The sequence below is a fragment of the Pandoraea nosoerga genome (assembly GCF_902459585.1).
In the GTDB taxonomy this organism is placed as follows: domain Bacteria; phylum Pseudomonadota; class Gammaproteobacteria; order Burkholderiales; family Burkholderiaceae; genus Pandoraea; species Pandoraea nosoerga.
This window is the reverse complement of record NZ_CABPSC010000005.1, coordinates 72,155-87,331: the sequence shown is the minus strand read 5'-3', so window position 1 is coordinate 87,331 and position 15,177 is coordinate 72,155. Positions and strand designations below refer to the sequence as shown.

The following is a 15,177-nucleotide window of genomic DNA, read 5'->3' as shown; positions in this document are numbered from 1 at the left end:
TCGTTACATTTGCGTGAGCAGGAGCACGGCCAGCGCCGCGACGACCCACATCGCCGGCTTGATTTCCTTGGCGCGTCCCGTGAAGAGCTTGAGCACGACGAACGCCAGGAAACTATAGGCGATGCCGTCGGTGATCGAGTACGAAATCGGAATCATCACCAGGGCAATGAAGCTCGGGATGGCCTCGTCCATGCGGTGCCACTCGATGCGCGCGACGGATTCCATCATGAACACGCCGACCAGAATCAGCGCCGGCGCGGTGGCGATGGCGGGCACCAGCGAGAGCATCGGCGACAGGAACAGGAACGGCAGGAACAGCAGCGCGCAAACCAGTGCGGTGAGGCCCGTGCGCCCGCCCTGCGCAATGCCGGCGGCAGACTCGATGTAGGCGTTCGCAGGGCTCGTGCCGAGCGGGCCCGAAATCAGCACCGAGAACGAGTCGACGATCATTGCCTGGCGCATGCTGCGCGGATTGCCGTCGCGATCCTTCATGTTACCGGCTTCGGCAATGCTCATGAAGGTCGAGAGCGTATCAAAGAACGCGGTGAAGAGCATCACGAAGATGAACGGCAGATACCCGACCTTCAGCGCGCCCAGCAGGTCGAGCTGGCCAATGCCGGAGAAGTCCGGCGCGGCGAAGAAGCCCTGGAAGTTGACCAGCGTGGCCGTGGCAATCTCCTTCGGGAAGTACGCGCTGCCGTCGCCCCACAGGCGACCGATCGGAATGGCCAGCAGCGTGGTGGCGACAATGCCGATCATCAGCGCGCCGTTCACGCGGCGCGCGACGAGCACGGTCGTGAGCGCGAGACCGACGAGGAAGGTGACCGTCGGCGGCGACAGATGCGCGAGGCTCACCACGGTCACCGGATCGCTCACAACGAGCCTGGCGTTGACCAGCCCGATCACGGTGATGAACAGGCCGATGCCGCACGAGATCGCATAACGCAGGTTCGCCGGAATCGCTTCGACGACGAAGCGGCGCACGTTGAGCGCGGCGAGCACCGCGAACAGAATGCCCGACCAGAACACGCAGCCGAGCGCCGTCTGCCACGGCATGCCCACGCCATGCACCATGGTGAACGCGAACAGCGCGTTCAGGCCCATGCCGGGCGCCACCAGCACCGGATTGCGCGCGTACAGGCCCATCGCGCAGCTACCGAAGAAGCTGATGAGCACGGTGGCCGTGAGCGCGGCGGGGAAGGCCATGCCCGTCTTGGACAGAATGGCCGGGTTCACGACGATGATGTACATCGCCGCGAGGAACGTCGTGATACCGGCGATCACTTCGGTGCGCACGGTCGAGCCGAGCGCCGTGATGCCGAAATACCGATCGAGCAGCGAGGGCGCCGAGGCCGGCTGCGCGCCCGCCACGCGCGTGCTGTCGTGAGCCGCTTCGGGCGCGGCACTGCCCGCCGGGGGGCTGAGCGATGAGTCCATGAGGTGTTGTCTCCGATGTTCTATATGTCATGTATGCCCGAGCGCCGCGGTGTGGGGGCACCGCGTCACGCGCAGCCGTGCACGCTCGAAAAATAGCATCGGGTCCGGATGAAAATATTCCCCGTGGGGAATGTTCGACATCATTGCGAACTAATGTGGCGAACACGCCGGCAGCCGGTGCCGTCGGGCAGGGCGCACCGTGCGGCAGCCTCGCTGCGTGGCGACAAAAAAACGCCCGACTGGCGCCGGGCGTGTGGTCTTCATCGTTGCGAAGCGCTGCGTCAGGCCGGTTGCGCCGCGCGAAAGCGTTCGAGTTCGCCGAGCAGGCGCCGCTTCTCGGCCTCGTCGATGAACGACGCTTCGAAGCTGTTCCGGGCCATCGTGTACGCGTCGTCGAGCGTCATGTCGAGCGCGTCGAAGGTCGCGAGGAAGTTATCGTTCAGATAGCCGCCGAAATAGGCCGGGTCGTCGGAGTTGATCGTCACCGCCAGGCCGCGCCTGAGCAACTGGTGCAGCGTGTGCTGTCCCATGTGATCGAACACCTTGAGCCGAACGTTCGACAGCGGACACACCGTGAGCGCGATCTTCTCGCGGGCGAGGCGCTCGAGCAGCGCCTCGTCCTCGATGGCGCGCACGCCGTGATCCACGCGCTCCACGCGCAGCACGTCGAGCGCCTCGTGAATATAGGCCGGCGGGCCTTCCTCGCCCGCATGCGCGACGATGCGCAGGCCCAGCGCGCGGCAGCGCTCGAACACGCGCGCGAATTTGGTCGGCGGATGCCCCTGCTCGGATGAATCGAGCCCCACGCCGACCAGCCGATGCCCGTGGCTGTTGAAGTAGGGCAACGCGGTCTCGAGCGTGAGCAGCGCGTCGTCTTCGCTGAGGTGACGCAGGAAGCACAGGATCAGGCGGCTCGTGATGCCGTCCCTGGTTTCGGCGTCGGCGAGCGCCCGCTCGATGCCGCACATGACGGTTTCCATCGACACGCCGCGCGACGTGTGCGTCTGCGGATCGAAGAAAATCTCCGTATGGCGGATGTTGTCCGCGGCCGCGCGCGCCATGTAGGCGCGCGTCATGTCGTAGAAGTCCTCTTCCGTGAGCAGTACGCTCGCGCCCGCGTAGTAGATGTCGAGGAACGATTGCAGATCGGTGAACGCGTAGGCGTCGCGCAGCGCTTCCACGCTCGGGTACGGCAGCTTGACGCCGTTGCGCTCGGCGAGCCGGAAGATCAGCTCGGGTTCCAGCGTGCCCTCGATATGCAGATGCAGCTCCGCCTTGGGCATGGCGCAGAGGGTCTTGGCGAGTTCTGGCGTAAGTGGCATGGGGGTGTCTTGTTGTCTGGGGGGGGATGGGGGCGATTTTACCGTTGCCGGCCTGCGTCGATCAGGTGTCGATCCGCGTGGGCCATGCGTGGATCATGCGCGGGTCATGTGCGGGTCATGTGCGGGTCATGTGCGGGTCATGCGCGGGTGCGCCGATCGCGGCAGCGGCGGCCGGCGCGCTCTGCCGCATCTGCTGCTCGCGAACGCGCAGCAACTGCGCGGCCACCGCAATGGCGATCGTGGCGGGCGCCTTGCCCGTGATGCCGGCCACGCCGATCGGGCAGATCATCTGCTCGAAGCGCTCCGGCGGCACGCCGCGCTCGCGTAGACGGTGCTCGAACTGGCGGCGTTTGGTCATGGAGCCGATCAGGCCGAAGTAGGCGAAATCGTCGCGCTTGAAGATTTCCTCGCACAGCCGCTGATCGAGCGCGTGGTTGTGCGTCATCACGAGGAAGTAGGCGCCTGGCGGCGCTTCGGCAACGACGGCTTCGGGCGTGTCGGTCGACTCGATCACGGTATTGGACGGCACTGTCTCGGGGAACGTCTCGGTGCGCTCGTCGGCCCACGTCACCCGGCAGGGCAGCGTGGAGAGCACCTGGACGATGGCCTGACCGACGTGCCCCGCGCCGAACAGCACGATGTGGAAGTCGCTGGGCGCGAGGCGCTCGCTCAGCCACAGCCAGCCGTCGCTCGCCTGCCAGAAGGCGCAGGCGGCGTCGTCCGCATCACGCGTGAGCGTGTGCGGGTGCGAGAGCGGCTCGCACGCGTCGATTTCGCTCAGCACCACGGGACCGCCTTGCTGCGCGCTCGCGGCCGCATCGGCGCCGGGCGCGCCGAACGCCACGCTGCGCAGGCTCGCCTGTCCCGCGGCAAGACGCTTGTGCAACGCGCTCACCCAGGCGAGATCGGCGAGCGTGAGCACTTCGAAGGCCAGCGTCACGGCGCCGCCGCAGCACTGTCCCAGGCTCGGGCCGAGCGCGAAGCGCTCCACGTGGCGCGCGCCCTGCTGCCCGTACTGACGCAGCAGTTGACGCGCAACGTCCATCGCGCGCCATTCGAGGTGGCCGCCGCCGATGGTTTCCCACACGTGCTCGCGTGTCACGAGCAGATGCGTGCCCGCTTCGCGCGGCGCCGAGCCTTCGACGCGGGCGATCGTGACCAGCACCGCGGCTTCGCCGCGCGCGAGCAGCTTGTGGGCGGCTTCGACCCAGCTGTGCATCAGGCGGCGCTCCGCGCGCGCAGCTCGGTGATCGCCATGAGCAGCGCTTCGGACGTGGCCGGGGCATTGAGCACCGGCTCGTCGCGATAGTCGTTCACGCTCGCCACCGCATCGCGCAGTGCGTTGTACACCGAGAACGGCAGCAGCAGCGGCGGCTCGCCCACGGCCTTGGAGCGATGGATCGAGTCCGACACGTTGGCATTCTCGAACAGCGCCACGCGAAAGTCCGTCGGGCAGTCGCTGATGGCGGGGATCTTGTACGTGGAGGGGGCGTGCGTCATGAGCTTGCCTTCGTGGTTCCACCACAGTTCTTCGGTCGTCAGCCAGCCCATGCCCTGGATGAACGCGCCTTCGACCTGCCCGATGTCGAGCGCCGGGTTGATCGACTTGCCCGCGTCGTGCAGCACGTCGGCGCGCAGCAGACGCCACTCGCCCGTGAGCGTGTCCAGAATGACCTCGGAGACGGCCGCCCCATAAGCGAAGTAGAAGAACGGGTTGCCGGTCATCGTGGCGGCGTCCCACGACAGGCCCGGCGTGGCGTAGAAGCCGTCGGACCACAGTTGCACGCGCGCCCAGTAAGCGGCCTCGACCAGTTCGGGGAAGGGAATGTCGTGGCCGTTCACGCTGACGACGTCATTGGCGAAACGCACGTCCTGTGCCGAGCCGCCGTACTTCTGCGCGGCGAATGCGGCCAGTCGCTGGCGGATCTGCCAGGCGGCATTCTGCGCGGCCTTGCCGTTCAGGTCGGCGCCGGTCGACGCGGCCGTGGCCGACGTGTTCGCCACCTTGCTCGTGTCGGTCGCCGTCACGCGCACGTGCGAGAGATCCACGCCGAGCTCGTGCGCGACCACCTGCGCGACCTTGGTGTTCAGACCCTGGCCCATTTCGGTGCCGCCGTGGTTGACGAGCATCGAGCCGTCGCGATAGACGTGCACCAGCGCGCCGGCCTGGTTGAACGCCTGCACGTTGAACGAGATGCCAAACTTGAGCGGCGTGAGCGCGAGACCCTTGCGCAGCACGGGGCTCGTGCGGTTGAACGCGCGCACGGCTTCGCGGCGGGCGCGATAGTCGCTCGTCTGCTCGAGCTGGGCCACGAGTTCGTGGATCACGTTGTCCTTGACGACCTGCCCGTAAGGCGTGACGTTGCGCTCGGTCTTGCCGTAGAAGTTCACGCGGCGCACGTCGAGCGGATCCTTGCCGAGCCGGCGGGCGATGGCGTCCTGCAGCACTTCCATGATGAGCGCGCCTTGCGGGCCGCCGAAGCCGCGAAACGCCGTGTTCGACTGCGTGTTCGTCTTGCCGCACAGCGCGCGCAGATCGGCGTCGGGCACGAAGTAGGCGTTGTCGAAGTGGCAGATCGCGCGCGTGGCAACCGGGCCCGACAGGTCGGCCGAGAAGCCGGCGCGCAGGGTCATGTCGACTTTCGCGCCCGTGATGCGGCCTTCGTCGTCGAAGCCCACGTCGTATTCGAAGTAAAAGCCGTGGCGCTTGCCAGTCATCATGAAGTCGTCGTCGCGATCGAGACGCAGCTTCACCGGACGCTTGAGTCGCGTGGCGCACAGCGCGGCAACACACGCAAACAGGCCCGACTGCGATTCCTTGCCGCCGAAGCCGCCGCCCATGCGCCGGCATTCGACCTGCACCTGATGGCTGTGCCAGCCCAGCGCGTGCGAGACGAGGGCCTGCATCTCGGTCGGATGCTGCGTCGAACAATACACATGCACGCCGTCGTTCTCCTTGGGAATCGCATAGGAGATCTGGCCTTCGAGATAGAACTGCTCCTGCCCGTTGCACTCGAACGTGCCGCTCAGACGATGCGGCGAGGCCTGCAGGGCGGCGTCGGGATCGCCGCGGCGCAGATGCAGCGGCGGCAGCACGCCCGCGCCCGCGGCCTTGGCGGCCTGCGGCGTGAGGATCGCCGGCAGGTCTTCGTACTCGCCCTTGGCCAGGCGCGCGGCACGGCGTGCGGCGTCGTGCGATTCGGCGACCACGGCGAACATCGGCTGGCCGATGTATTGCACCACGCCGTCGGCGAGGATGGGATCGTCGTGGACCGACGGCCCGCAGTCGTTGACGCCCGGAATGTCCGCGGCGGTCAGCACGGCGAGCACGCCCGGCGCGCGGCGCACGGCCTCGAGATCGAGCGAGAGCACGCGGGCGTGCGCCCGGGGCGACGCGCCGAGCGCGCAGTGCAGGGTGCCCTGCAGTTCGGGGATGTCGTCCGTGTACGTGGCTTCACCGGCCACGTGCAGCACCGCCGACTCGTGCGGACGCGAGCGGCCCACCTGGGCGCTGGCCGTCGCGGCGGTACCGGCCTGCGTCATGAAGCCTTCAACCTGGGTATTCATGGGCGACTCCGGTCAGACGTTGGCGAACGCGTTCACTTCGTGCGCCGCAAGCGGCGCCTCGGTACGCGTTTCCAGGAAAAAACGATACAGCAGATTCTGCGCGCCGGCGAGACGATAGGCGCTCGTCGCCCGCATGTCGGAGAGCGGCTGGTAGTCCGCAGGCACGGCGGCCATTGCCGAGCGCACCGTCGCCTCCGTCCAGGGCCGGCCGGTCAGCGCGGCCTCGATGGCGCCGCCGCGCTTGGGCGTGGCCGCCATGCCGCCGAAGGCCACGCGCGCCGAGCGCACGGTCTGGCCGTCGAGCTCGACGGCGAACGCGGCGCACACGGCCGAGATGTCCTGATCGAAGCGCTTGGCCAGCTTGTAAGTCCGGAAGCGCTGGGCGCGCGTGGGGAAGGGCACGCGAATGCCCTGCACGAATTCGCCGGCTTCGAGCGCGTTTTTCTGATAGGCCAGATAAAAGTCCTCGAGCGGCATTTCACGCACCACGCCTTCGCGATGCAGCACGATGCGCGTGCCGAGCGCGATGAGCGCGGGCATCGAGTCGCCGATGGGCGAGCCGTTGGCCACGTTGCCGCCCAACGTGCCCGCGTTGCGGATCGGGAACGACGCGAAGCGCTGACGCAGTTCGGCCAGCTCCGGATAGTGTTTGACGAGCGCGTCGAAGGCGTCGTTGAGCAGGGCCCCCGCGCCGATGTAGACCCCGTCCGGGCCTTCCGAAATCTCGCGCAGTTCCGCGACCTGGCCGATGTAGATCAGATGCCTGAGCTCGCGGAATTGCTTGGTGACCCACAGGCCCACGTCCGTGCTGCCCGCGAGAATGCGCGCCTGCGGGTGGGATGCGCGCAGCCGGCCGAGCGCCGCCAGTGTGCGCGGCGCGTGAAAGACGTGGCCGTCGTGCTCGTAGGCGAGGGTGTCGCCGCGTTGCAGCGCCTGAAGTTGTCTTGCCAGCGCGGCGCGATCGAAGTCCTGGCGCGGCAGGTCGAACATCTTCTGCGCGGCGTCGATGATCGGACGGTAGCCCGTGCAGCGGCACAGGTTGCCGGAGAGCACGTCGTCGATCTCGCGCCGGCTCGGGCAGCCCGCGTCCGCGGGACGGTTCACGTACATCGCCCACAGGGACATCACGAACCCCGGCGTGCAGAAGCCGCATTGGGACGCGTGGCAGTCCACCAGCGCCTGCTGCACCGGGTGCAGTTCGCCGCCGGGCGCGCGCAGGTCTTCCACGGTAAACAATGCCTTGCCGTCGAGCGTGGGCAGGAACTGGATGCACGCATTGACCGCGCGCAGATCCACGTTGCCATTGCCGGTCAGCTCGCCGATCACGACCGTGCAGGCGCCGCAGTCGCCTTCGGCGCATCCTTCCTTGGTGCCGGTGCAGTGCAGGTCCTCGCGCGTGTACTGAAGCACGGTGCGGGTCGTGGCCTCGCCCGTGACCTCATGCACCTTGCCGCGGTAGTAGAAGCGGATGGCTTGTGTCTCCATGGTTCTCAGTGTAGTGCAGTGATGAATACGTCGTTGGAATGCTGCCCTGGGTGTCCGTGGCGTCCGGAATGCTGGAAGTGTCCGAAAACGCCCGTCGGCGTTCGCCGACTCGCGGGGCGCCGCGTGGGCACGGCACCGGCCTGGGGGATGCGCCGAAGATAGCACCGGCGGCGAGGGGAAATATTTCTCGGCCATGATGATGCCTATTCGATCGCCCCGATGACGTGCCATTGTCATAAACTATGGCTCAACCCCAGCCGCCAGAGCGCTCCCCACCCATGCAAAGACCCCGCGAACAGATCGACGCCTACCTGCTGCGGGTGCTGCATACGCTGCTCACAGAACAGAGCGTCTCGCGTGCGGCGCTCAAGCTGGGCCAGTCGCAGCCGGCCATCAGCAATTCGCTGCGCCGCCTGCGCGAGATCACCGGCGACGCCATTCTGGTGCGCGGCAAGAGCGGCATGGTCGCCACCGAGCGCGGCCGCGAACTGCTCGGCTACGCCACCGACGCGCTTGCCGCCATCGACCGCATCACCCATCCCACCACGGAATTCGCCCCGCAGACGACCACGCGCGCGTTCCGCCTCGGGGCGCCCGATTACCTCGACGCCGTCTTCCTGCCCAACATCGCCGAAGTGCTGCGCCGCGACGCGCCGTCCGCGCGGCTGCACGTGCAGCCGATCAATTCGGGCTTCGATTACGCCGGCGCGCTCGAAAACGGCTCGCTGGACGTGGTCATCGGCAACTGGCTCGAGCCGCCGCCGCAACTGCACATGTCGCGTCTGTTCGACGACGAAGTGGTCTGCATGCTGGGCGCGCAGCATCCGCTCGCGAACAAGGGCATCTCGCTCAAGCACTATCTGGAGCTGTCGCATCTGGCGCCCACGCCATACGTGGCCGAGCGGCAGAGCTTTATCGACGGGTGTCTCGCGGAGCAGGGCCTGCGCCGCAATATCCAGATGACGATGCCGTACTTCGGGCTGGTGCCGTATGTCCTCATGCGCACGGATCTGGTCTTCACGACGGGGCGCCAGTTTGCGCAGCACTATGCGCGCTATCTACCGATTCGCGTGCTGCCGTCGCCGTTCGCGTTTCCGCCGATGCGCTTTTATCAGCTCTGGCACGAGCGCACGCACGCCGCACCGGAAGTTACGTGGCTGCGCCGGCGCATCGCCGAAGTGGCGACCGAGCTCGACGCCTCCCATGGCGGCGGCGCGGACTCGCCCGCGCTGGTGCGCACATGAGCGGATCGAGAAGCATCGCGACGATGTGCGACGAGTCGCTCCACGCGTTCGATGAGCCGCCGCACCGGTCGGGCCGGCCTGCCGGAAACCGGGGGAGAAGCGGCCGCCAACGGGAGGCCGCGGGAGATGGGGCGCAGGAGATGGGGCGCGGAAGATAGGGCCGCAGGAGATGGGGCCACGGGAATCGGCTGACGCTGTCTAGCGCAGCGAAATGGCGCGGCGCGGGCGATGCAGCGCCAACGACAGGAAGATCACCACAAACGCGGCGAGCGACCACATCGGCAGCGTCAGGCCGAAGATCGGCGGGTATTGCGTCTGACACATGCCCTGCACCTGAAAGACCTGCGGCAGCCAGCGCGAGGTGGGCAGTGCGTCGACGAACGCTTCGACCACGTCGTAGCCGCAACTGACCAGCGGATTGGCCTGCACATAGATCAGGTACGCCGACGCCGCCATGCCGCCGATCGCCGCGAGCGCCGCGAGCAGGCGCGCGACCTGAATGCCCGTCCAACTGCGCGCCACGGCGCCCAGCAGACCAAAGACGGCGACCAGCACCAGCGCGTAGCGCGCCAGAATGCACAGCGGACACGGGTCCTCGTGGCGCACGTACTGAAAATACAGCGCACCGCCCAGCAAAGCGAGGCTGACGAGGGTCATCAGGAAATACAGCTTGCGTTCGCGGCGCAGGGCCGGGTCGAGTTGAGCGTTCATGTCACTTCGGGCGGTGAGCCATCACAGATCCCGCGAATCCCCGCATGACGCCGGGTGGCAGGCACTTGGGCTGGGATTGTAACCCCAGCCCGATTCGTGCGTGAGATGAAAAATTGCGGAACTTTTCGCCCGAAAAACACCCGTTTGCGGGGACACGCGACGCGAGCCGCGCTCAGCTCCCGAGTCCGGCGGCGCGCAGCGTGTGCTCGACCGCACGCGCGACCGGGAACAGGCGGGCGTCGTCGCCGGCCGCGCCGCTCAGCATCAGACCGATCGGCGCTTCACCGGCCGCCTGGCACGGCAGCGAGAACGCACAGCCGTCGATCATGTTGATTGCCGTGGGATTGCGCAGCACCAGCGCGTTCGTCGCGGTAAACGTCTCGTCGCTCGCCTCGAGCGGCGCGATGGCCGGCGGCGTGAGCGGCACGGTCGGGCACAGCACGGCGTCGAAGCGCTGCCATACCGGCGTTGCCGCGGCGATGAGCGCGGCCCGCGCTTCGATCAGATCGAGGTAGTCCGCCGCGCTCGCCGGCTCGCCCTTGCGGATGCGCACGAGCACGCGCGGATCGTATTCATGGGCGCATTGCGCGAGCCGCTCGCGATGCCACGCATAAGCCTCGATGGGCGAGAAGCCGAAACGGTTGATCGCGGGCAAGTCGTCGAACGGCCTGAACGTGAATTCGACCAGCGTGGCGCCGGCCTTCGCGAGCGCGGCGAGCGCACGTTCGTAAATGGCGATGGCCGCCGGTTGCGCGCCGTCGAGCACGTAGTTGGTCAGAACACCGAAGCGCATGCCGCGCGCGTTGCGCGGCGCAAGCGGCGCTTCATCGACCGCATTGCCCGAAAGAATGGCGTCGACGCGGGCGCAGCAATCGACGGAGCGGCCGATGGGGCCGACCGAATCGAGCGACGTCGAAAGCGGCAGCGCGCCCTCGCGCGGCGTGCGCGCTGCGGTCGGCTTGAAGCCGGTCAGCCCGCAGAAAGCCGACGGAATGCGGATCGAGCCGCCCGTGTCGGTGCCCAGGGCCACAGCGGCCATGCCGTCGGCCACCGATGCGGCCGCCCCCGAGGACGAGCCCCCCGCGATATGGCCGACCTCGCGCTGCCACGGCGAGCGAGGCGTGCCGTAGTGCGGGTTCAGGCCGAGCCCCGAGAACGCGAATTCCGTCATGTTCGTTCGCCCGACGACGACCGCACCGGCCTGACGCAGACGCGCCACTGCGAGGGCATCGCGCGTGGCGGCCGGGACGTTGCTCAGCACTTTCGAGCCGGCGCGCGTGACTTGCCCCGCGACGTCGAACAGATCCTTCACCGACACCGGAATGCCCATGAGCGGCGAGAGCCGCACGCCGGCGCGGCGCAGTGCGTCGAGGCCGTCGGCAGCCTCGCGCGCGGCTTGCGCGTCGACGTGCGTGAAGACGACCGCTCCCTGGCCGGCCGGGTCGGCAATGCGCGCGAGCGCCTGCTCGGTGAGCGCGCGGCTCGTGGTACGTGCGGCGTCGAGCGCGGCGGCGAGTTCGGACAGGGGGCGTTGCAGATCGATGGCGTCGGGGCTCATGGTCAGATCGCTTTCAGGATATGGGTGCGGAATTCTTCGATGTGTCGGGTAATCGCCCGGCGTGCGCGCCCGGCGTCGTGCGCGGCGAGCGCTTCGTACAGTTCGAGGTGCTCTTCGTAGACGTCTTCCAGATGGCTCGGCGTGGACAGCGCCAGAAACCAGAAGCGCAGCGAGCGCTCGTGCAGGCCGCGCAGCAGTTCGGCGAGCGTCTGGTTGCGCGAGGCGCGCGAGATGGCGAGATGGAAGTCGCGATCGATGCCCATCATGGCGGCCACGTCGCGCGCCGCGATGGCGTGGCGCGAGCGTGCCAGCACGGCGGCGATGGCCGCGAGGTCCTCGGGCGTCGCCGCGCGCGCGGCCAGCTCGACGCAATACGTCTCGTTGATCATGCGCACGTCGATGATCTCGAGGGCGTCGTTCAGGGAGACGGGCGCGACCATCGCGCCCTTGCGCGGCAGGATGACCAGCAATCCCTCGAGCGCGAGCCGGTGCATCGCCTGATGGACCGGTGTGCGTCCGAGCCCTGTCGAGTGCATGAGCTGCGCTTCGTTGAGCGTCTCGCCCGGACGCAGGCGCAGCGTGATGATGTCGTGCTTGATCGCCTCGTATGCCCGTTCGGCCAGACTGCGGCCGTCGGCCGGCGGGGCGCAAGGCGCGCGGGCATCGGGAGCGGCGGGCGCGGCGGGGGCGGCAGCAGACAGGGCAGGCGATTCGAGGGATGTATCGTTGGGCATCGGGTCGGGCGGAATCAGTCGGCGATCGCCAGCGCGCGGGTGGCGTAACGATGCCGGATCGTGCGGCCGAGGACCGGGTCGTGCAATTCGATCTCGAACACGTCGCCGCCGGCCACGCCGCCAATGGCAGCGAGTGTGCCACAGAACATGACCGCGCCTGAGGGCAGGCCGTGCGGGCCAAGCCGGGTCATTAGCTCGTGCGGCGAGAGCAACCCGGCTACGGTGCCTTCCTGGTACAGGCGGCGTTCGCCGTTGGCGCTCACCCATGAGCGCAGCACCAGCCGGTCCCAGTGGCCGGCAACCTCGCCGAAGCGCCACGCCTGGCGGGCCACCGGCTTTGCGCACACCTGCTTCGAGACGGTCACGCCATACGCCTCGACTTCGCGGTCGGTGTGATCGGAGCCGACGCTCACGAACCATTCGTCGCCGCAGCGCACGAGCACGCATTCGGCCTCCCCGGTGCTCGTTTCGCCGACGACGTCGATGGCGTCGTCCTGCGAGAGCAGCGCCGGCGCGAGCCGATAGAAGCACGGCGTGCTCGACGGACGGCGCACGCCGAGCGCGGCCAGCTCGGCGATGTGGTGCTCCGCGGCGTCGCGATCGCGCCCGGCCCAGCCGGCAACGATCAAGGTGTCGACCGGCACATTGATCTGGGCAAGAGGGGCAAGAGGGTCTTCGGGCGCGACGCGGGAGGCGGACGTCATGGAAGTGAGGGAAGTCGTGGCGCCCTCACCGGGCACCGAAAAGACAAGGCGGGAAGTCATGCGCCGACGCTCCGGAGGCGACGGCAGCCAGCGAGCTTGCCGTCATTGTGAAATTCGATTGATATTTGTGTGATATTTCACATAATCGTCGACTGAAATGCAAGGGAAAAAATTTCGACGCCAACGCAGATAGCGGGAATTTTTTATGAAAAGCCCCGTCAATCTTGGGTTGCGCGCGTGTTCGCCCATCGCGTATATTGATCCGGCGCAGGTCGGCGGCTCCGCACTCGCAGCAGGCACGCCGCGAGGCCGCGAAGCGGCCAGCCCGCTCGGACGGGCCGGGGCAGACCCGGCCGCCGATCGGGAGCGACCCGGCGCAACGTCTATCAAGCCGGCAGCACACGGCCGGCTTCCCACCTTCATCGAGCATCGCGCTTGTGTTTTCGCTGCAGCCCGCCAGGGCCTGCGGCGCGACATCGGCGTGGCGTCAAAAACAGTCATATCGGCGCAGCGCGCCGCGGGGAGAACGTATCGGATGCATCACGCCATCGACTTCATTCAGGACCTGGCCGTCATCATGCTGCTGGCGGGCATCGTGACCGTCATCTTCAACCGGTTCCGGCAGCCGGTGGTGCTCGGCTACATCGTGGCGGGCGTGATCATCGGCCCCTACACGCCGCCGTTCGCGCTGATACACGACGAGAAGACGATCGGCATCCTGGCGGAGCTCGGTGTCGTGTTCCTGATGTTCTCGCTGGGTCTGGAATTCAGTCTGCGCAAGCTCGCGCGCGTGGGCGTGACGGCATTCGTCGCGGCGATCACCGAAATCGTGCTGATGCTGTGGATCGGCTACGAGATCGGACGCTTCTTCGGCTGGAAGTCGATGGATTCGATCTTCCTCGGCGCCATGCTCGCCGTCTCGTCGACCACGATCATCGTGAAAGCGCTCGACGAACTGGGCATGAAGCGCGAGCGTTTCGCGCAGCTCATCTTTGGCGTGCTGATCGTGGAGGACGTGCTCGCCATCGGCATGATCGCGCTGCTCTCGGGCATTGCCATCAGCGGTTCGGTCGACGCGGGTGAAGCCACCTTCACGCTGGGCAAGCTGCTGCTGTTCATGGTGGTGTCGCTCGTCGTGGGCATTCTGCTCGTGCCGCGCATTCTCGCCTACGTGGCGAAGTTCAAGAGCGATGAAATGTTGCTGGTCGTCGTGCTCGGCCTGTGCTTCGGCTTCTGTCTGCTCGTGATTCAGATGGGCTACAGCGTGGCGCTCGGCGCGTTCCTGATCGGCGCGATCATGGCCGAGGCGAGGGAGCTGCACACCATCGAACGGCTCGTGGCGCCGCTGCGCGACATGTTCAGCGCCGTGTTCTTCGTCACCATCGGCCTGTTGCTCGACCCGCACGTGCTCGCCACCTATGTCTGGCCAATCCTGGTGATCACGGTGGCCGTGGTGATCGGCAAGATCGTCTCGTGCGGTCTGGGCGCGTACCTGTCTGGGCAGGACGGCAGCACGTCGATGCGTGTGGGCATGGGGCTGTCGCAGATCGGCGAGTTCTCGTTCATCATCGCCTCGCTGGGACTCTCGCTCAAGGTGACGAGCGACTTCCTGTATCCGATCGCCGTGGCGGTGTCGGTCATCACCACGCTGCTCACGCCTTACCTGATCAAGAGCGCCGATCCATTCACGCGTTGGCTCGGGCGCGCCATGCCCGGGCGTCTGTCATATGTGCTGGGCCAGTACACGCAATGGCTGCAGAGCATTCAACTGACGGGCGACAGCGCAGCGCTGGTGACCATCATTCGGCGGATCGTCGTGAGCGTGGCGATCAACCTCGCGCTCGTGGTGACGATCTTCCTCGGCGGCGCGTTCTTCTACGGCCGGCTCGCGGACCTGATGTCGCCGTGGGTGAGCGATCCGAGCCTGCAGAGCGCCCTCGTCTGGGGCGGTGCGCTGGTGGTCTCGCTGCCGTTCCTGATTGCCGTGTACCGCAAGGTCAAGTCGCTCTCGCTGCTGCTCGTGGAACTCTCGGTGCCGCCGAGCCTCACCGGCCGCTACACGTTCCAGGTGCGGCGCGTGGTGGCGGAGATTCTGCCGATCGCGGCGATGGTCGGCGTGATTCTGCTCGTGGCGGCGCTCTCGGCAAGCATTCTTCCGTCCACCGAGATGGTCGCGTTGATCGTGGCCGGCACGGTGATACTTGCGATCGCCATGCGCAGCTGGTTCGTGCGCATGCACGCGAAGCTCCAGATCGCGCTGAAGGAGACGCTCGAGCATCAGCCCGACGGCGACCATGGCGGGGGATCGCCGCACTGAGTCGAGACCGGAGGCGCCGGCGCTGCGATGGCGCTGCGATGGCGCTGCGATGGCGGGCGACGCGAAGACCTTGCGAGGCGCCGGAGGAAAGGGACTGG

Annotated in this window: 11 protein-coding genes; 2 read left to right on the top strand and 9 right to left on the bottom strand. The window is 67.3% G+C overall.

The window, feature by feature from the left end; translation table 11 throughout:
- Positions 1-3: 3 nt before the first annotated feature.
- The 5 genes from PNO31109_RS08705 to xdhA form a co-directional block, all read right to left on the bottom strand.
- Entirely contained in the window at positions 4-1,437 is a 1,434-nt protein-coding gene (locus tag PNO31109_RS08705) for an NCS2 family permease (RefSeq protein ID WP_244958148.1), read from the bottom strand.
- Positions 1,438-1,718: 281 nt separating this feature from the next.
- Complete coding sequence (locus tag PNO31109_RS08700) at positions 1,719-2,759, bottom strand: adenosine deaminase (protein ID WP_150555212.1); 1,041 nt, start codon at positions 2,757-2,759, stop codon at positions 1,719-1,721.
- Positions 2,760-2,874: 115 nt separating this feature from the next.
- Positions 2,875-3,978 carry a xanthine dehydrogenase accessory protein XdhC gene (xdhC, locus tag PNO31109_RS08695; RefSeq protein WP_150555211.1) on the bottom strand — a complete coding sequence of 368 codons (1,104 nt, stop codon included), beginning with the start codon at positions 3,976-3,978 and terminating at the stop codon, positions 2,875-2,877.
- Positions 3,978-6,326, bottom strand: coding sequence for a xanthine dehydrogenase molybdopterin binding subunit (gene xdhB, locus PNO31109_RS08690; RefSeq protein ID WP_150555210.1), 2,349 nt, complete (start codon positions 6,324-6,326; stop codon positions 3,978-3,980). The genes xdhC and xdhB overlap by 1 nt, the downstream gene beginning before the upstream one ends.
- 12 nt (positions 6,327-6,338) lie before the next feature.
- A complete protein-coding gene (gene xdhA, locus PNO31109_RS08685) occupies positions 6,339-7,811 on the bottom strand; it encodes a xanthine dehydrogenase small subunit (RefSeq protein ID WP_150555209.1) in 1,473 nt (490 codons plus the stop codon).
- 278 nt (positions 7,812-8,089) lie between these two features.
- Between xdhA and PNO31109_RS08680 the strand changes: the two genes are divergently transcribed.
- Complete coding sequence (locus PNO31109_RS08680; RefSeq protein ID WP_150555208.1) at positions 8,090-9,055, top strand: LysR substrate-binding domain-containing protein; 966 nt, start codon at positions 8,090-8,092, stop codon at positions 9,053-9,055.
- Positions 9,056-9,253: 198 nt separating this feature from the next.
- On the opposite strand, the gene PNO31109_RS08675 is transcribed toward PNO31109_RS08680, so the two are convergent.
- The 4 genes from PNO31109_RS08675 to PNO31109_RS08660 form a co-directional block, all read right to left on the bottom strand.
- Positions 9,254-9,766 (bottom strand): disulfide bond formation protein B, encoded by a 513-nt coding sequence (locus PNO31109_RS08675; RefSeq protein ID WP_150555207.1) that lies wholly within the window; start codon positions 9,764-9,766, stop codon positions 9,254-9,256.
- A 172-nt stretch (positions 9,767-9,938) separates the two neighbouring features.
- Positions 9,939-11,324, bottom strand: a complete 1,386-nt coding sequence (locus PNO31109_RS08670) for an amidase (RefSeq protein WP_150555206.1) — start codon at positions 11,322-11,324, stop codon at positions 9,939-9,941.
- 2 nt (positions 11,325-11,326) lie between these two features.
- Positions 11,327-12,058: a GntR family transcriptional regulator gene (locus tag PNO31109_RS08665; RefSeq protein ID WP_241014179.1), complete on the bottom strand. Its 732-nt coding sequence runs from the start codon at positions 12,056-12,058 to the stop codon at positions 11,327-11,329.
- A gap of 14 nt (positions 12,059-12,072) precedes the next feature.
- Positions 12,073-12,762 (bottom strand): DUF2848 domain-containing protein, encoded by a 690-nt coding sequence (locus PNO31109_RS08660; RefSeq protein WP_150555205.1) that lies wholly within the window; start codon positions 12,760-12,762, stop codon positions 12,073-12,075.
- Positions 12,763-13,297: 535 nt separating this feature from the next.
- On the opposite strand from PNO31109_RS08660, the gene PNO31109_RS08655 reads away from it, so the two are divergent.
- On the top strand, positions 13,298-15,079 hold the full coding sequence (locus tag PNO31109_RS08655; protein ID WP_150555204.1) for a cation:proton antiporter: 1,782 nt from the start codon (positions 13,298-13,300) through the stop codon (positions 15,077-15,079).
- Positions 15,080-15,177: the final 98 nt, after the last annotated feature.